This window comes from Shewanella sp. 10N.286.51.B8 (assembly GCF_041469325.1).
Taxonomy (GTDB): domain Bacteria; phylum Pseudomonadota; class Gammaproteobacteria; order Enterobacterales; family Shewanellaceae; genus Shewanella.
In genome coordinates this window covers 24,243-43,028 of sequence record NZ_JBFRKG010000026.1, presented here as the reverse complement: position 1 = coordinate 43,028, position 18,786 = coordinate 24,243, and the positions used below count along the sequence as shown (strand labels likewise).

The following is an 18,786-nucleotide window of genomic DNA, read 5'->3' as shown; positions in this document are numbered from 1 at the left end:
AAAACAAAAAAGCCATTTGAATATTCAAATGGCTTTTTTATGACTGCGATATTACGAATAATCTTCGTTAATAAGGCTTATTTTTTTATCAGCGCTGCTGCTTCAGCTTGGCTTGCCATGTACTCGTTAAAGGTACCGTGGAAGCTTAATAACTTTTGGTCTCTCACATCAATGATGTGAGTTGCAAGCGATGATACAAATTCTCTATCGTGGCTAACGAAAATCAAGGTGCCTTCAAATTCTTTAAGGGCATTGTTCAGCGCTTCAATGGCTTCCATGTCCATGTGGTTGGTTGGCTCGTCCATGATGAGTACATTTACATCCATCATCATTAACTTACCAAATAATAGACGGTTCTTTTCGCCACCTGAACAGTTACGGGCTTTCTTGTTGGCATCATCTTCAGTAAATAGAAGACGGCCTAACATACCACGGACCATTAAATCGTTATGTCTTGGGGTGCGCCATTGCGACATCCAATCAAATAAACTTAGATCATTATCAAAGTCTTTGCTGCTGTCTTGCGGGCAGTAACCGATAGCGGCATTTTCAGACCACTTAACCACACCTTCGTTATTGGTCAGATCGTTAACTAAACAGCGTAGCAGGGTAGTTTTACCGACACCGTTTTCACCAATAACAGCAAGCTTTGCGCCTGCTTCAAGGATAATGTTACCGCCTTGGAATAAGGTATTATCTTCAAAACCATGGCCAACGTCTTCCATGATAAGCGCTTGACGATGCATTTTTTTGCTTTCGTCAAAACGTAATGAAGGCGTCATGCGACTAGATGATTTAACTTCATCTAGCGAAATTTTATCAAGCTTTTTAGCACGAGAACTGGCTTGCTTCGCTTTAGATGCGTTAGCACCAAAACGGTTAACAAAGTCTTGAAGTTCAGCCATTTCAGCCACTTTCTTAGCGTTACCTGCTAATAACTGCTCTTGGATTAAGCCTGCAGCTTCAAGGAAGTATTCGTAATTACCAGGGTAAATACGCAGTTCACCGTAATCGATATCAGCCATATGAGTACAGACAGTGTTCAAGAAATGTCTATCATGGGAGATGATGATCATGGTGCATTTACGTTTGTTTAACTCATCTGCTAACCAACTAATGGTATGTATGTCCAAGTTGTTGGTCGGTTCATCAAGCAGCAAGATATCAGGGTTTGAGAATAAAGCCTGTGCCAGTAATACACGTAGCTTTTTACCGGGAGCGACTTGGCTCATTAAACCAAAGTGATATTCTTCATCGATACCGGCTTCAAGTAAGATTTCACCAGCGCGGCTTTCTGCACTGTAACCGTCCATTTCAGCAAACTCACTTTCAAGTTCACCGACTCTCATTCCGTCTTCTTCAGTCATTTCAGGCAAAGAATAAATGCGTTCACGCTCTTGCTTAACTTCCCACAGTTTTGGGTCACCCTGAATGACAGCATCGACTACGCTGTACTGTTCAAAAGCAAACTGATCTTGACTTAAGGTACCGACTTTTTGGCCCGGAGTAATAGACACGTTGCCAGAAGTCGGTGCAAGTTCACCACTTAGAATTTTCATGAAGGTTGATTTACCACAACCGTTGGCACCAATTAAACCATAACGGTTTCCGTGGCCAAATTTAGCTGAGATGTTTTCAAACAATGGCTCTGGGCCAAACTGCATGGTGATATTTGCGGTAGAAATCAAAGGAATATCCTGAATGGTTAAGTATGCAAAACAAAGCTCGATGTACAATAAAAAGGTACTTTGAGTTCAGCCAAGCTAAGCAGATAAACGCTGACCTTAAAAAGGCAGAGCATTTACGTAGGTAAAACAGCCGCGGATTATACAGACATAACTGCTCATATGTCGAGCAGCCAATGCAGTTAAAGTATATTTTTGGCCTGTTTAGTGCAATTTAACGGGCAAATGCTCAATAGTGAATGTTTTAAGAGGGGGAAATTACTGTTTTGCCTGTAAGTTTTTAACTAGTGGTTCACAGGAAAGCGGTTTTTGTTTTAAAGGCTTTGGCTTTGGCGCCGCTGCCGTTTTAGGTTGTTTAGCTTGTTGCTGGCTTGCCGCTGCACGCTTAAGTTGCTGGGTCCACCAAGTTAATTCTTCACAGCCATGACCTGATTTAATGGGCTGCTGCGCTTTACATAAGCTATCAGTTTCAGGGCAATGCAAGCGCACATGCATGTGAGAGGTATGGCCCCACCAAGGACGAATTTTTTGTAGCCAAGTATCCTTGTCGCTTCGTTCATTACACAGCTGCTGCTTGATGATTGGATTAACAAAAATCCGAGCGACCTGATTATTCTCTGCAGCGACTTTGAGCATGGTTTTATGTTGTTTTGACCATGCTTGATTAACGGTTAATTTATCAATATCAACCACAGACAAATGACGTGGATTTTGTAATTCTTGGGGCTTGAGTGGCGCCTCGGTTAGTTTTAGCCAAATATCCACATCTAAGCCTATTTGATGGCTGCTGTGGCCAAAATCAAATTGACCGCCGCGGGGCATCGACATATCACCGATGAAAATATTATTGATCCCTTGCTGAGTTAGCTGCTTTGAATAGTGACTGACAAAATTCACGAGATTAGGGTGGCCATAAAAACGCTGCCGCTGACTACGAATAACTTGGTAGCCGTCACCCGTTAACGGCAGTGGCTGTGCGCCTGATAAACAACCATTAGCATAGCCGCCAATAGCTGCAACTTGCCCTTGATAGATGCTGGTGGCGAGCTCCCAAGGATTGGTTCTGGCCTGCAGTGGATAAATGCTTAACAAACTTAATAGCAGTAATATGGTGCTTAATCGTGTCATTGATAAAATTACTCCTACAAGACTGTGAATTAAAGGTATAGGACATGAGCGAGTTAATTAGCGAATGCTTGATAATCAAATCACTTATGAGCTCAACAAAAGTATAGAAGGCGATAGGAATTAGGCGAGTGAATAGCGCGGATTAGTTTGAATGCTTAAATTCTTTTAAGTCGTAGCATTATGACACTAGAGCATCAGGCCTGCGAAGGGGGGGGAGCTCGCAGGCCTGATGTTGTTCTAACTTAATATTATCTCACTTAAAGGGAATGAGGATGACCGTTAACGCTTACGGATCATGCTGGTGTTAATATCCTTAAGGCTTTGACAGCCTGCCAAGGCCATAGTACGGACCAATTCTGTTTTGAGTATACAGATGGCTTTTTCTGCACCCGCTTGCCCGCCCGCAGCTAGGCCATAGGCGTATGTTCTGCCAAGTGATACCGCATTAGCGCCTAAGGCTATCGCTTTAAAAATATCGCTGCCGCGTCTGATGCCGCCATCGACGATGAGCTCGATGTCTGGACCGACTGCTGCTCGAATGTCAGCCACCATTTCAATTGGCGCAGGGGTGCAGTCCAGCTGTCTGCCGCCATGATTTGAAATCATAATGGCCGATGCGCCAATGTGTTTAGCTTTAACTGCATCATCTACCGACATAATGCCTTTGATGGCAAAAGGGCCGCCCCATTGTTTAATCATCTTGGCGGCGTGATCCCAAGTGAGATTTCGCTCCAATAGATTACCCATATACTTAAGGAAGCTTTCGGTATCGCCTGTTGAGGGGGCTGCATTTAGATTAACTAAATCTTTGCCACCTGACATAAAGTAGTTTTTTACCCACAAAGGATGTTTAGCAAATTCCAATAGGCTTTTTAAGCTGAGGTTCATGGGTATGGTTAAGCCATTTTTTATGTCTCGCTCACGATTGCCGCCCACCACGGTATCAACGGTTAAACACATGGCTTGATATTTTGCCGCTTTTGCCCGCTGCATAATTTCTTCATTTAATTGCGGATCCGTCACTACATATACCTGAAACATTTTATTGCCATAACTACTGCTGGCGACCTCTTCAATGGTTTTGGAAGAGAAAGTGGATAAGGTAAACAAAATATCCTGTTTTTCAGCGGCTTTAGCGCCAGCGATATCTGCATCAGCATGAAACATGCGCTGCTGACCCACAGGTGAAATAAAAAATGGTGCCGACATGTCACAGCCCAGTATATGGCTGTGGGTATTGATGTCGGTGACATTAGTGAGACACTTAGGAATAATCTGATATTGATCAAAGGCATTAACATTGTGACTCAAAGACACTTCATCGTCAGCACCGCCTGCCATGTAGTCATACACAGGTAGGGGGAGGTTTTTATGTGCTTGCTGATGTAACTGCCCAATGTTAAAGCATTTTTCTAAAGACTTAGTTAATAACATAGTGGCGGCTCTATACAGGAGTTGATAACGGTTTGCCTTCAAGCATCGCAATAATATTTTGTAAGGCTTTGCCTGCCATTGCTTGACGGCATTCAGCCGTTGCGCTGCCAATATGCGGAGTTAAGGTGACATTTTCAAAATCAAGATAGCCAGAATGGAAATCAGGCTCACCATCAAATACATCTAATCCAGCTGCAGCAATTTTACCGTTTTTTAGTGCATCGATGAGGGCGTTGTCATCAATTAATCCGCCGCGGCCGGTATTGATCAAAATGGCGCCATCGTTGCAATTGGCTAAGCTATCAGCATTGATTATCTGTTGTGATTCAGGGGTGAGTGGGCAATGTAAACTAATGATATCTACAGACGATAACAAGCTCGCCAGACTGTCACAATAATGAGCTTGATAGTTTGCTTCGGCTTCGAGAGATCGTGAGCGATTATAATAATAAATATCCATATTAAAGGCTTTGGCGCGGCGCGCAACGGCTTGGCCTATGCTACCCATTCCCACAATGCCTAACTTTTTACCGTGGACTTGATTTCCCATCATGGCCATTGGGGCTTGTTTAGACCATTTACCGCTGCGTAAAAAGCGCTCATTTGCGCCAAGTCGGCGGCAAGTGGCTAGCAATAACCCAAAGGCTAAGTCGGCAGTATCTTCAGTGACCACCGGGGTGTTAGTTACCGAAATGGAGCGCGCTTTAGCGGCGTTAAGGTCAATATTATCAACGCCAATACCAATATTGGCGATTAATGTAATGGATGTCGGCAAGGTATTAATAAAATCAGAACTAACGGCATCTAATGCCGTTGTTAAGTACACCTTTGCACCTGTAAAAACAGCGTAATCACCTTCAAATACCCGCACTTCGATTGCGGAGCCATTAGCGCTAATTTGCGGTAGAGGTAATGGGCGAGAAAGTACAATAATATCAGTCATTATCTTGTCCTTATTATTATTTTTATGGGCAATCAATTGGTTTTAGGTCACGCCATTTCTGTCATGATTTTTGAAGCTAGTGATTGTTTAGAGTGCCAGTAGCGATGGTTTGTTTCCGCAACAAATGTTGCATTTGAGATGCTTCATGGTCGATATTGATATAAAATTTATAAGCTTAATTGGCTTGCTTTTGTGAACGATAATAACGTGTCTACTATAAATATCACTATTAATCGGTAGAAGAATAGTGTTGTTAAGTGGATAAAAACCTAGGCAGCATTTGTTGCTAGCGTGTGGTTTTTTTAGCCTTTGCCTTTGTAGGGACTATCACTTAATCTAGCCATGATTGACCAATAATAATAAGTTCGAATGAACAAGGACTCTCTGCACTATGTTAACAATTCAACATCTACATAATTGGCGCGCTGAATTACCCAGCGAAATACAGCAGCAAATATCCCACAGGCTTAGCTTTAAAAAATTTCGTAAAGATGAATTTATTTACAACTCTGGTGAAACCTCAAATTGTGGCTTTCAAGTGGTGTCAGGTAAAGTCAAGATTTGTAATTACAATAAAGAAGGTCGAGAGTTAATTGTGGCCATTTTGCATGCAGGTGATTGCTTTGGGGATATCGGATTAATCACCCGCTATAATCGACCTAACTATGCTGTGGCATGCACTGATGTTGAAGTTAATGTATTGTCACATAAAGACTATTTACATTTAAGTCAGCACTTTCCTGAAATGTCGATAGCACTAAACCGCTTTCTATGTACCCGCATTCAATACACTTTTGCCAGTTTAAATGAAGCATTATTACTGCCACTTTATGAAAGATTAGGTGCAGCAATTGTCAGGCTTGCCCTAAGCCGCGGCGCCAAAGAACTTGAAGCCGTCTCTTTACCTGATATATCACAAGAAATGCTCGGGCAAATGGTGGGGGCAACACGGCAAAGCGTCGGGCGTGAATTGAAAAAAATGCAGCAAGAAAACCTGATTCAAATTGAGTACGGTAAAATTTTTATTAATGATATTGATAACATGATCAAATTGTTTGATTTGAATTTGTCACATCAAGCCATAGTGCCGCTTTATTCGACAATGGCAGATACCGCCTAGATATTTGATTGTATTATATTTTATCATCTATTGTGTTAACAGTGCCTCGCAAGGTCTTATGGCTGATATTTGCTACACCTGTCATTGCAATTGAGTTTCGAACCAAACTCAGTGCTTCGCCTTAATTGTCACAAATGTGACAGAAATTAACAAATCATCTATGACAAAGTAGTTAACACTAATAATAAAAACGAGAGTTAACATGCCTAAATTAAGATCATCAAAAGTTGTCGACGGTAAAGGTGCAGCTGCAGCACGTGCACTTTGGTTAGCAGGGGGATTACAGCAAACAGATTTTGGCAAGCCCATGATTGCCGTGGTTAATTCATTTACCGAGTTTGTCCCAGGCCATGTACATTTACAAGACGTCGGCCGCCTAGTGTGTGAGGCTATTTTTGAAGCGGGCGGCATTGCCCGTGAGTTCAATACCATTGCTATCGATGACGGCATTGCCATGGGTCATGACGGTATGCTTTATAGCTTACCGAGCCGTGAAATTATTGCTGACAGCATCGAATATATGATTAATGCTCATTGCGTTGATGCGATGATCTGTATTTCAAACTGCGACAAAATCACCCCTGGCATGTTAATGGCGGGATTAAGGTTAAATATTCCAGTGATATTTGTCTCAGGCGGGCCTATGGAAGCAGGCCGCGTAGTTGAAAAAGATAAAGTTCAGCGTTTTGACCCCATTGATACCTATATTGCCGCTTTCAGTAGTCAGGAACTTGATGGTAAAAGTGCTGAGTTTTTAGAAAATCATGCCTGTCCTACCTGCGGCTCTTGTTCTGGCATGTTTACCGCCAACTCAATGAATTGCTTGGCTGAAGTGTTAGGGCTCGCACTACCGGGCAATGGCTCATTATTGGCGACTCATTCCGATCGTAAAGACTTGTTCACCCGTGCAGCTAAGCAAATCGTAACCAACACCAAAAAGTTCTATTTTGAAGATGACGATTCAGTTTTACCCCGTTCGATTGCGACTCGAGAAGCATTTTTCAATGCAATGAAAGTAGACATTACAATGGGAGGCTCAACCAATACAATTTTACATTTGTTAGCCATGGCCCAAGAAGGTGAGGTAGATTTCAATATTAGTGATATTGACACCTTATCAAGAAAAGTGCCTCACTTATGTAAAGTGTCACCAGCCACCAAAGATTATTACATGGAAGATGTCCATCGCGCTGGCGGCATGATGGCGATAGTTGGTGAATTAGAACGTGCTGGATTAATCGATACTAGTGTTAAATCGGTCGCAGGCGGCACGTTAGCAGAGGTACTCGATTATTGGGATGTACTGCGCACAGATAATCCCGAAGTGCATGAGTATTTTAAAGCTGCCCCCGGAGGAAAGCGAACGATTAAAGCGTACGGTCAGTCACAGCGCTGGAAAGAGTTAGATTTAGACCGTGAAAATGGCTGTATTCGTAATATTGATAACCCTTATAGCACCGAAGGTGGTTTAGCGGTTTTATATGGCAATATTTCTGAAAATGGCTGTATAGTAAAAACTGCAGCAGTGTATGAACATATGCTGGATTTTACCGGAACGGCAAGAGTATTCAATCAGCAAGAAACGGCATTAACCGCCATTGATAATGGTGAAATTCAACCTAACACCATCATCATTATTCGCTACGAAGGCCCCAAGGGCGGACCTGGCATGCAAGAGATGCTTAAACCAACCATGAGCTTAAAAGCTCAAGGGTTAGATGCTAGCTGTGCACTGGTGACAGATGGTCGATACTCTGGTGCATCTGCGGGTCTGTCAGTGGGCCATGTTTCACCTGAGGCGGCTAATCAAGGTGCTATCGGGTTAATTGAAGATGGCGATCAAATACGCATCGATATTCCTAATCGTTCGATTAATTTACTGATCTCTGATACGGCATTGCAGCAACGTCGTGATGCCATGAATGCGTTGCCAAAGGATCAAGCTTGGCAGCCCAATGAACCAAGAACCCGTGTGATCACCCGCGCGTTAAAATCCTATGCAGCGTTTGCTACCAGTGCCGATCGCGGTGGATATCGTGAGCTATAAATGGAGTTATTGATATGGCTTTAGGAATTATTGCGGCATTAGCTGTATTTATATGGATGGCGATGCGCGGCTATAGCATTGTGCTGGCCTCGCTAGTGTGTTCCACCATAGTGATTATCACTAGCGGCATGGCATTTGATAAAGCCATGCTGGAATATTTTCCAACCGGGGCACTGGGGGCATTTACATTTGCGGGACGGTTCTTTTTACTCTTTGCCGCAGGTGCGATGTTTGGTCGTTTATTGGCGGCAACAGGAGCGGCCAATAGTATTGCGAATAAGTTAGTCGACACCTTAGGCGCTGAACGTGTGCTAATTATTACGGTATTATTTTCAGCTTTGCTCACCTATGGTGGCGTGGTGTTGTTTGTGGTTATTTTCACTATGTATCCGCTTGGGGTGCAGCTATTGCAACAAGCGAATGTGCCTAAGCGGTTATTTACTGGTGCCATTGCCTTAGGTATTGGTACGTTCACCATGACCGCTATGCCAGGCTCACCGTCAATACATAATGTGATATCTTCGGTATCGCTAAAAACCGACTTATTTGCCGCAGCGGGATATGGCCTATTCAGTAGCGCCATTATGTTGTCTTTGGGGCTGTGGTATCTTGAAAAGCAGCGTCACATAGCCAAGGCCAATGGTGAGGGTTTTATCCCTTCTGAAAAAGATAAACTGATTTTAGCCAACAATAAGCAAATGGCGATGCCATCTTGGTTTCGTTCAGTCATTCCCATTGCCGCTGTGGTAATTTGTATTGTCTCTCCAAGGATCATCAGTGCTTTAGGCGTTAACGGCATTGAGGTTGTTGACTATGCCAACAGTCAGCCGATAATTTGGCCTTGTATGGCACTCTTGATTGGTATTATTACCACCATAGTGTTGTTTCCACGTATTCTACCCCGCAGTATTACCGAGCTTGGTCAAGGCGCTGAAGAGTCTATATCGCCGTTAATCGCGACTTCAGTTGTCATCGGTTTTGGTGGCGTAGTGAGCCATACCGAAACGTTTGCGCAGTTTTCCCAGTGGATCACCACCTTAGATGTCCCTGTGCTGCTGTCAATTTTTATTGCCGCAAGTTCAGTGTCTGCAATTGTGGGTTCGTCATCAGGTGGCTTGCAAATCTTTTTAGGGACTATGGCGCCTGTTTATTTAGATAAAGGCGTCGATCCAGAGATCTTACATCGGGTTGCTGCTATGGCCAGCGGCGGGTTTGATAGCCTGCCTCATTGCGGCGCGGTAGTAGCGATATTGGCAATAACAGGGCAAACCCATAAAACGGCTTATAAAGATGTCGGAGTCGTGACTGTGGTGTTCCCCGTCATTGCCTGTTTAACCACAATTGGGAGTTATTGGCTGCTTAACACGATATAAGCAGTGGCCTCATAAGGTATGTTTATATGTTATGAGGCTAGGTTTTATGGCTTAATCTGTCTTTTGGACATATTGAGCCGAACAATGCCATTATCTTGAATTCATGACAGCCAAAGCTTGCAAAATCTTTTTAGCCAACCCATTTTAATAAACAAATCCTCGCTATAAATTAGTTGATATTTTATCCCACAGATATCCCAACCGAACAAATGTGGCAGTTTATTGTACAGCGCTAGCGTTACCCTCAAATTAACCTGTATTTCTTTACAAATAATTAACATGGGTTGAAAAATAATAATAGTCAATTTGGGGATTAACTATGTCAAATGTTCAAGCAAACGGAAATTTTAAAAAGTCGTTAATTGCGACAGTGCTGTTATCAATAATTCATGCGCCAGTAATGGCAAATGAGCCACAACAAGAACAAACTCAGTCAGAAAAAAAACAATTTGAAGTAATTGAAGTGACCGCGCAAAAACGCAGCCAGTCTATTAATGAAGTGCCTATGTCGATTTCGGCCTTTAATGCCGAGACATTAGATGAAATAGGTATCGATGACACCACTGATTTAGCCAATATTGTACCTGGGTTTAATTTCAGTGATAGCGCATTTGGGGCACCGGTTTATACCTTGCGTGGGGTGGGTTTCAATGAGTCAAGCGCTCAAGCGACATCAACGGTTGGAGTGTATGTTGATGAAATTGCAGTACCATTTCCTATTATGACCAAAGGCACTAACCTTGACGTCGAACGGGTGGAGATTTTAAAAGGGCCACAAGGCACGCTTTATGGCCGTAACTCAACGGCTGGCGCGGTCAATTATATTGCGGCGAAACCCTCTAAGGATTTTGAAGCCGCCATCAAAGCGGGTATTGCTTCTTATGAAACCATTTCTGCTGAAGGTTACGTGACAGGCGGAATTAGCGACATGGTAAGTGGTCGTCTGGCACTTAAAACGATTCAGTCAGACGAGGGCTGGCAGGAAAGCATTAGCCGTGATGAAACCTTAGGTCGACAAGATAAACTGGCTGTGCGTGGTAGCTTAAACTTTGACTTCAGTGAGGCAACTCAAGCATTGCTGACTATCGGTTATGCTAGCGATAATTCAGAAACAATTGCGCCGCAAAATATTGATTATATTCCCGGTAAAGCAGGGGGCGCGCCGTTTACTGCTTCGATATATCAAACCCAGTTAGATATGGCACAAAATCCACAGAATTTTACCGGCTTAATGGATGATAATGCCAAAGCAGATTGGACTGCTGGACGCACACCGAGCCTTGAACACATCAGCACGAATGTGTCATTGAAAGTTGAGCACGACATTAATGATCAAACCTTATTTACCTCGCTGACTGGCTACTCAAAATTTGAAGATGATGGTTCAGAATACGAGCGAGCTGGTTTTGCAGGGGAAACCATTGCTAATATTAAAAATAACCCACTGAGTGCCGCTACTGAACAAGCCTTTGGAGCAGGATTTGACGGCTACTTATTAGGTCGTTATCAAAATGCCGCCGATTCCGAATACGTTACCATGGACTATGTTTATCAAAATGGTGAAATTGATTCCATATCCCAAGAGTTTCGAGTTAGCCAACAACTTGATAGCCTGGTGTGGATTGCAGGGCTTTATTACAGTAAAAGCGAAGTCGATTACCAAACCCAGCAGGATTGGGGCATAAGTAGTAACGTAAATATTCTGCCAATCCCTGGCTTTGGCTTTAATATTGCTGAAAATGATATTAATCAACAAACCACAACCGCCTCAGTGTTTGCCAGTGCTGACTGGTTTATTACAGATCAATTCACGCTTACCACCGGCTTGCGTTATTCAAAAGATGAAGCGGATTTTACTGGCTGCTCAAGAGATGTTGATGGCGGTTTAGCTGATACTTTTTTTAATTTCTTTTTCGGAACAACGCCCACTAGTGACGTCATCAAAGGTGATGGCTACAACGCAGGCAGTTGCGTTACGGTATTAGATTTTGGAACGCCAGAGGCGAGTGTTGGGGAGGTTAGTGACACATTAAGCGAAGACTCACTTTCATGGCGCCTAGCTGCTAATTATGAGTTTAATGATGATTTATCAGTCTATGCATCTTATAGCCGTGGTTTTAAAGCGGGTAGCTTTCCTTCTTTAGCGGCAGTGACTGATCAACAGTTAGTTCCCGTTGTTCAAGAGCAACTTGACGCTTATGAAATAGGTTTTAAATCAAGCCTAGCCGAGCGTACTCTGCAGTTAAATGGCGCGGCTTTTTATTATGATTACCAAGATAAGCAATTGCTTACCAAAAAAATCGCCCCAGTATTTAACACCGTATTTACCCTGGGTAATATGCCTAAATCTTCGATCACAGGGGTTGAACTTGATGGGCGCTGGTTAGCGACAGATAACTTGACCTTAGGCGCTGCCTACGGCTGGTTAGATTCACAGATTAAACAAGGTGTCGGCTATAACCAACCAGGGCAATATTTAGACTTTAAAGGTTCGCCACTGCCTTTTACGCCAGAGCATCAGTTTAATTTATTTGCCCGTTTTGACTTTGAAATTTCAGCCGGGCTGCAAGGCTTTGTCGGCGCAGATGTAGCATATTCAAGTGAGTCACATGCCGATTTTGAAGGCTCAGTTGATCAAACTCTTGCCGTATCAGACTTTGCAGGCGAGCCTTATGCCGTTGAAATACCAGCAACCGATTATGAGTTTGATGAGCGTTTTATTAACCCGTCTTATACCCTAGTGAATTTACGTTTTGGGGTTGAAGCTGATAGTTGGAAAGCCTTTGCATGGGGTAAAAATATCACTGACGAGTACTACACCAATACCACAGTCAAAAATAATGAAATGTATGCCAAATACCCAGCAATGGGCGCCCAATACGGGGTGACATTTGAATACACATGGTTTTAGTTAAGTATGAGTTAATTGTTAATCAGGCTTAATGCCGAACTAAAGTCATCTCAACAATTACTGCGTTTTGGGATTTTGTTGGGGTGATTTTTAACTTTTAGCAGCGCTAATTTTTACATCACAGTTTTAGGGCGGGGTATAACAAGTAAGTATCGCGAGGGAAATGTTGGTAGCTATTCAGGCCACCGAAGGAACTCGATGGCCACATCTTGCTTAATGCTCTAGAAAACCTTTGTTAGCTTTCTTGGCAGTCTTTGCTGCTTTCTTTTCTTTTGCAGTTAAAAGTGGTTGCTTTTTAGTGTTTTTCTTACTGTCTTGTCCTTTGCTCATGATACTTTCCATTTGTTGTCATGTAACACACCTGAGGCTAGTTTTAATCAACCGGAGGACCCTGTTACTAGTACATTAGACTCAATTGTCGAATATATAAGTAACCATCTTAGTATGGCCCTATAGCAGGGCAATTGATAGTAATAGTTGATATACACTCAGTATATTAACCCCTTTATGTGTTGCTAGGGGGTAGATAAAGCTGTTTGCGTTAAAGTTGGGCCGTAGATATTTTAGTAAACGATGGATCTAACAATTTGATAACCAAGCTTAATGTGTAAAAATATTGAAGACTGCTATAAACAAGGACATGGAGTGAGTCAGTTGCAAAAATGAGTTAAGTAATTACAGGTGTATGGCTTTAAGGCGAGTTTCAGTGGCAATAAAATTCACATTAAATTCGAAGGCTAAGCTAATTTAGTTTGGATAACCCAAGATATTGGCTTGGAGGCCAGCAAATGATGTTAGAAGTAAACCATCAAGAAGATAGCGTTATTTTTGACACCCTAGTCGCAGGGGTTAGAGAGCACAAATATGAACATATGGGGCCAGAAGAAACCAAGCCCTTATCTGTGGTTTGTCGTGATGAACAAGGCACTATTATAGGTGGGATAGCAGGGCGAACTATATACAGAAACTTTCTTATTGAAGTGCTCTGGGTCGACAAAGCAAGCCGAGGCTCAGGTCTTGGCCGTCAATTAATGGCATCGGCAGAACTGGAAGCCAAGAAAAGGGGTTGTGTTGTTGCCCAACTGGATACCTTAGATTACCAAGCGCCAGAGTTTTATAAAAAGCTGGGTTTTAAAGTTGTCGGCAGTGTGGCAGCTTTTCCTGGTAGCCCTGAAAGGATTTTCCTCACCAAAGAATACTAATGCTCACTGAATATTATGGGATTCATTTACAAGGATGTTTGAATGAGATCAAAGGCATTGTTGAATTTATTGTAGAAATAGAAAAGTTAAAGTCGGTAACACCTAATACTAAACCTGTAGGTTTAGAACGCTATGAGAATTCAGCTGAACACAGCTGGCATGTGTGCATTAGTGCGCTGATGTTAAAAGAGTTTGCTAATGAACCCGTTGATATCAATCGGGTGATTAAAATGCTACTACTGCATGATTTTGGTGAAATCGATGCAGGCGATACCATAGTTTATGCCAGCAGCAATACGCATTCGATTGCGGAGCAGCAAGGAGTAGAGCGGTTATTCAAAACCTTGCCAGAATATTTAGCTGACGAATATTTACAGCTTTGGCTTGAGTTCGAAGCAGGTAAAACTGCCGATGCTATATTCGCTAAAGCCATTGATAGAGTGCCGCCGTTACTGCATAACATTCATGGCGGTGGTCATAGTTGGAAAAAGCATAATATTTCAAAGCAGCAAGTCATGTCATTGAATGGTGATCGAATCGCTAAAGGTAGTCATAGTCTATGGACTGAGCTTGAAAAACAGTTAATCAGCGCCGCTGAGCAAGGTTTACTTAAATAGCGCTGGCTCGCTTTAGGTAACAACCGATAATTCTTTCTCATTACTCTCATTACTCTTATTCTCATCGCTCTTCTCACGACTTTTATTGAATAAAAAATAAAAAATAAAAACAATTTCTTGTGTATCTTTATAGTTGCGAAAAATTAGCTACATTTATAAAGAGGCGAAAAATTAGTCACAGAGAAGGATTTCGCCAAAATGACTACAAATGGGAGTGTCATTGAGATGATGAAAAAATTATTAGGGGCTTGCTTACTGGTAACCGTGTTACCGCTAGAGGCAGTTGAAGTTTATAAGTCTGATCTATTAAATTTAGACGTCGGTGGCAATATTCAATTAGGTGTTATCAATAGTGACACTAACGATGGTGACAATACCACCACTGTGTTTGATAACGGCTCTCGATTACATTTTGATTTTAGCAGTTCGGTAAATTCAGACCTTAAATTTAGAGGTTTTTTTGAGTGGTATATTAATGCGGTAGCCCGCAATAGCATTGATAGTTACAACGTTGGTCATAATGCAATCTCGCTAAGTGATGGTAGAAATGAGTTTATGTCACTCAGGCAAGGTTTCTTTGCTGCTCAGCACAGCAAATGGGGAGAGCTGTCTATTGGTAAAAGAATAGGAGCTTATTCGGCAGTGACCTCGGTAACCGATAGGTTTAATGTTTATTCGGCGCTGGCATCATCAACTTATGTATACGGTGATGGTGGCTTAAGTGGCACGGGTCGAGTCGATAATGGTGTTTTCTGGAATAAGCCGTTCGATTTCGATAATCATAGTTTAACGGTTAACCTTCAAGGGCAGTTTATCGACGACACCACAGTGCTTAAAGACGATGAAGATATGCCAGTATTAGATGATGACGGTAATGAAGTCACTCTAACAGCTAAAGGCGGTGAAGCGGCCAGTGTTATTTATGCTTATGATGTAGACAAATTCACCTTTGGCTTAGCGTATGTTAATGACGAGGCTGAAGGGAAAGGTATTAGGATCAGTAACCCTAGGGCCATAGCAGCTTCTTTTAGTTCAACCATGGGTGACTGGTATTTATCTGCGGTAGCCGCACATTCAGAAGGCATGTATCAAGACAACAGTAATCAAATTTTTGAAGGTAAAGGCTACGAAATAGCACTGAGCCGAGACATAGGAAATTGGACTCCAATGATCGGTTGGAACCATATCGAGCCAGATAATTATGATATTGCAGAGCAGAGTCAAGCTAGCCAATATGAGCTTGATTTGTTGATCCTTACCCTTAATTACAATGTGCCATCGTTGGGTTTTTTTGCCTTTATTGAGGGAGTGGTCGATAACGGTAAAAATGCCGACGGCAGCAATAGTAACGACGACTATATTTCAGTGGGTATGTATTACCCTTTTTAAGAAAAAGAGGATACTCGCTTTACTCTACCATTGATGCTTTGAGCGTGGTAATGCACAGGCTCAAAGCATTGTTAGTTTGCCTTCAAATACCTTTAATAACGCCTAAATTCTACCGATTATTACCTGTAATCATTTCCCCTTGTCATCGTTTAGCGTGTGGGTTTTAGTCACAGTTTTACCTTTATCGTTCAGCTTAATTGTTCTATTAGAACAACAGCTAATACTGCCACTCAGGTAAATGTAAAAAATGTAGGTGAAACTTTGCAATTTTGTTGTTAGTGCGTACAATTTACCTAGTAGCTCAATAAAAATGACTTTATGCATCAATTAGGTAGCGCTTATATGGATACTAATAAAAGATCGTTAAACGGAATAACGTTTAATTATGTTCTAGCAAAGGTGGGATTTTTCAGACTTAACAAGGTAATAAAAGTTTCAAGTTTAGTTGTGAGTTCATTGTTACTAAGTAATGTGGCTTTTAGTGAAGAAATTGCTAGTGAAGATATCAATAATTTAGAGTTTATTAGCGTCCCCAAGGGGATGAGTGTATTTGAAAAGTATGGTCTTTCTGATGATCTCCCAAAATTTGGAATGAGCTCATTATCCCAAGGTGAAAACCTGGTTGAACATGCATCTCGAGTCACTGAGTTTGAAGGGAAACAAACAACGTCGGACATATTTTTAGTCCAAAGTACTGACACTAAAGGCAATATTGATTTAAGAATTAAATATGACCCAATTAAGTTAGATAAAGACGAAGATGTCATTGCACGTATCGAAAGTATGACTAAAACCGAGTACCTTTTGCGCCAATACGCTAAAAGCTATGATGAGTCATCAGTTAAGGTGGCAGAAAAGGCTAATGGAGAAGTGGTGATTCGTTTTAACTACTCCAAATACCAACTTCCGCAAAACATTGCTTATTTTCGTTTTATGCAGGTATCCATCACGGCTAAAGACGGCAAGCCAATTAAAATGGAGATTACCAATTCAAAAGACTTCGATTACGAAGGCGTGAAAGTTAAAGACTATTCGCAAACGATTTATTTTACTGAATTGGAAAACGGTAAGCCTTATATCAAAAAGAAAATTGAAATTGCCAAGGGCACTAAAAAAGACAAACCGATCACCTTAACTACAACGGTTACCACAATTGCTTTATATGATAATCAAGATGCCGTGGTGGTGATTGATGCTGACTTACTCGCAACGGTTTCAGATCCGCGCATGCGAGAAGAAAAAGTAGAGCTACAAGCGATGTTCCCAATACTTGCTGACTTGGTGCGTCAACAAGGGATTGATGTGCCATTACCTTACGGTATTTCAGTCGCCTATCGAGATCAAAGTATGGATGTAGGTTTCACTTCATTTGATATTATGGGGTTGGAGTTAGACGAGTTTTTTGACCCAGAAACCACCTTCGGAACCGTAGACGCTAAAAGTGTGTCCCTAAGGGCCGATTTAAATATTTTTCCATTTTGGAATGTGTATGCATTAGTCGGTAAAATTAAAGTCGATGCGGTTATCGATGCCCAGTATACCGGTAATATTCGTGATGTGTTTGTCGATAAATTAGGCTCAGAGTTTAAAGCTGATATTGCTTGTGCCTTTGCTGCTGAAGTCGGAGTACCACTTTGTGAGCCAACCCGTTTTGATGTTCCTTTGGAACTTAATTATGATTTAGTGGGCGCAGGTACCACACTTTCGGTGGGTTATAGGGAGTTTTTTGCTTCAGTTACAGGTACCTATTCGTTCACTAAATTAAGTGGCCAGGATTGGGGCGACGGTATTCTCACCGTGCAACCTATGTTGGGTTACCAGTTACTGGATTACCGTGCTCAGTTTTTTGTTGGTGCAGAATATCAAGCATTAAAAGCTAACATGGAAGGTAATTTAGGTTTTGTTGAAGAGTTGAACCGTGAGTTTACTTTCGATGTAGGTGTTGAGTTGAACCAATGGGCTTATCTAGTCGGCTTTAATAAGCAAATTGGTAAACATTACAATTTAAGTGTGCTGTATAACAAAGGTGAAACCCGTGATGCATATACAGTAAGCTTTAATTATCGCTTCTAAATTAGATAAGTAAGTATTCGGTATCAAGGTAACCGATAGTGAGTAAGTTTTTTACTTAACCACTATCGGTTTTTTTTGCTTATTTTTAGTGAGGCCGTAGCAATCAGTGGGGTCTTAATAATATTTTTGCGCTATTTTCTCTGTTATCAGGGCAAGTGTTATAAAATACGCCTCAAGTTTGAATAATCGAGCATGGGGTTTTAATGAGTCAGATCGTCACACATGAGCAGTACTTTGATAAAAGCTTCAATAAACAACCCATAGACTCAACTGAGGGCTGTGAATTTGAAGAGTGTGAATTTAATGATTGCGACTTTACTGAAGCAGTATTAAAAAATACTAAGTTTTTAAGTTGTACGTTTAATCGCTGTAATTTGAGCTTAATTAAGGTGCCCCGTAGCCGTTTTTTTGAGGTAGATTTTAATGACTGCAAAATGGTGGGTATTGATTGGACTAAAGCGGATTGGCCGTCATTTCATCGTGATGCACAATTAAGCTTTAGCCGTTGTATTCTTAATGACAATTCATTTTTTGGCTTAGTACTAAATGAGTTAAAGCTGATTGAATGCAAGCTGCATGATGTTGATTTTCGTAATGGTGACTTTGCCAATTCCACCATGACTTTTTGTGATTTTACGAATAGTATTTTTATGAAAACCAATTTACAAGCTGTCGACTTTAGTGATTCAACTGACTTTACTATCGATGTGCTACAAAACCGCATTGCCCAAGCTAAGTTCTCACGTTTTGAAGCGCTAAACTTACTTGAGAGTTTAGCTATCGAGCTGGTGGATTAATACAGAATATAAAAAGCGCTATGAGTACACTCTCACTGTCATAGCGCTATCAGTTTTACACTGCTTT

13 protein-coding genes are annotated in these 18,786 nt (G+C 41.7%); 9 read left to right on the top strand and 4 right to left on the bottom strand.

Annotation, left to right across the window (positions count from 1 at the left end; all coding sequences use genetic code 11):
• Positions 1-77: 77 nt before the first annotated feature.
• The 4 genes from AB4160_RS10560 to AB4160_RS10545 all read right to left on the bottom strand — a co-directional run bounded on the left by AB4160_RS10560 (position 78) and on the right by AB4160_RS10545 (position 5,190).
• On the bottom strand, positions 78-1,688 hold the full coding sequence (locus tag AB4160_RS10560) for an ABC-F family ATPase (protein ID WP_102519974.1): 1,611 nt from the start codon (positions 1,686-1,688) through the stop codon (positions 78-80).
• A 255-nt stretch (positions 1,689-1,943) separates the two neighbouring features.
• On the bottom strand, positions 1,944-2,813 hold the full coding sequence (mepA, locus tag AB4160_RS10555; protein WP_102519975.1) for a penicillin-insensitive murein endopeptidase: 870 nt from the start codon (positions 2,811-2,813) through the stop codon (positions 1,944-1,946).
• Between the two features lie 279 nt (positions 2,814-3,092).
• Positions 3,093-4,247: an alpha-hydroxy acid oxidase gene (locus AB4160_RS10550; protein WP_372004544.1), complete on the bottom strand. Its 1,155-nt coding sequence runs from the start codon at positions 4,245-4,247 to the stop codon at positions 3,093-3,095.
• A 10-nt stretch (positions 4,248-4,257) separates the two neighbouring features.
• Positions 4,258-5,190 (bottom strand): D-glycerate dehydrogenase, encoded by a 933-nt coding sequence (locus tag AB4160_RS10545; RefSeq protein ID WP_102531580.1) that lies wholly within the window; start codon positions 5,188-5,190, stop codon positions 4,258-4,260.
• A gap of 391 nt (positions 5,191-5,581) precedes the next feature.
• Between AB4160_RS10545 and AB4160_RS10540 the strand changes: the two genes are divergently transcribed.
• The 9 genes from AB4160_RS10540 to AB4160_RS10500 all read left to right on the top strand — a co-directional run bounded on the left by AB4160_RS10540 (position 5,582) and on the right by AB4160_RS10500 (position 18,719).
• On the top strand, positions 5,582-6,310 hold the full coding sequence (locus AB4160_RS10540; protein ID WP_102519976.1) for a Crp/Fnr family transcriptional regulator: 729 nt from the start codon (positions 5,582-5,584) through the stop codon (positions 6,308-6,310).
• A gap of 202 nt (positions 6,311-6,512) precedes the next feature.
• Positions 6,513-8,357 carry a dihydroxy-acid dehydratase gene (ilvD, locus tag AB4160_RS10535; RefSeq protein ID WP_372004542.1) on the top strand — a complete coding sequence of 615 codons (1,845 nt, stop codon included), beginning with the start codon at positions 6,513-6,515 and terminating at the stop codon, positions 8,355-8,357.
• Positions 8,358-8,371: 14 nt separating this feature from the next.
• The gene (locus AB4160_RS10530) at positions 8,372-9,730 is read left to right on the top strand and encodes a GntP family permease (RefSeq protein WP_241904991.1); all 1,359 of its coding nucleotides are present in this window, start codon (positions 8,372-8,374) and stop codon (positions 9,728-9,730) included.
• Between the two features lie 319 nt (positions 9,731-10,049).
• Positions 10,050-12,641, top strand: a complete 2,592-nt coding sequence (locus AB4160_RS10525) for a TonB-dependent receptor (RefSeq protein WP_372004540.1) — start codon at positions 10,050-10,052, stop codon at positions 12,639-12,641.
• A 788-nt stretch (positions 12,642-13,429) separates the two neighbouring features.
• The gene (locus AB4160_RS10520) at positions 13,430-13,843 is read left to right on the top strand and encodes a GNAT family N-acetyltransferase (RefSeq protein WP_102476424.1); all 414 of its coding nucleotides are present in this window, start codon (positions 13,430-13,432) and stop codon (positions 13,841-13,843) included.
• On the top strand, positions 13,843-14,460 hold the full coding sequence (locus AB4160_RS10515) for an HD domain-containing protein (protein ID WP_241904080.1): 618 nt from the start codon (positions 13,843-13,845) through the stop codon (positions 14,458-14,460). The genes AB4160_RS10520 and AB4160_RS10515 overlap by 1 nt, the downstream gene beginning before the upstream one ends.
• 198 nt (positions 14,461-14,658) lie before the next feature.
• A complete protein-coding gene (locus tag AB4160_RS10510) occupies positions 14,659-15,849 on the top strand; it encodes a porin (protein WP_372004537.1) in 1,191 nt (396 codons plus the stop codon).
• A 447-nt stretch (positions 15,850-16,296) separates the two neighbouring features.
• Entirely contained in the window at positions 16,297-17,922 is a 1,626-nt protein-coding gene (locus AB4160_RS10505) for a hypothetical protein (protein WP_303410058.1), read from the top strand.
• A 203-nt stretch (positions 17,923-18,125) separates the two neighbouring features.
• Complete coding sequence (locus AB4160_RS10500; protein WP_102476421.1) at positions 18,126-18,719, top strand: pentapeptide repeat-containing protein; 594 nt, start codon at positions 18,126-18,128, stop codon at positions 18,717-18,719.
• The last annotated feature ends 67 nt before the right edge of the window (positions 18,720-18,786 follow it).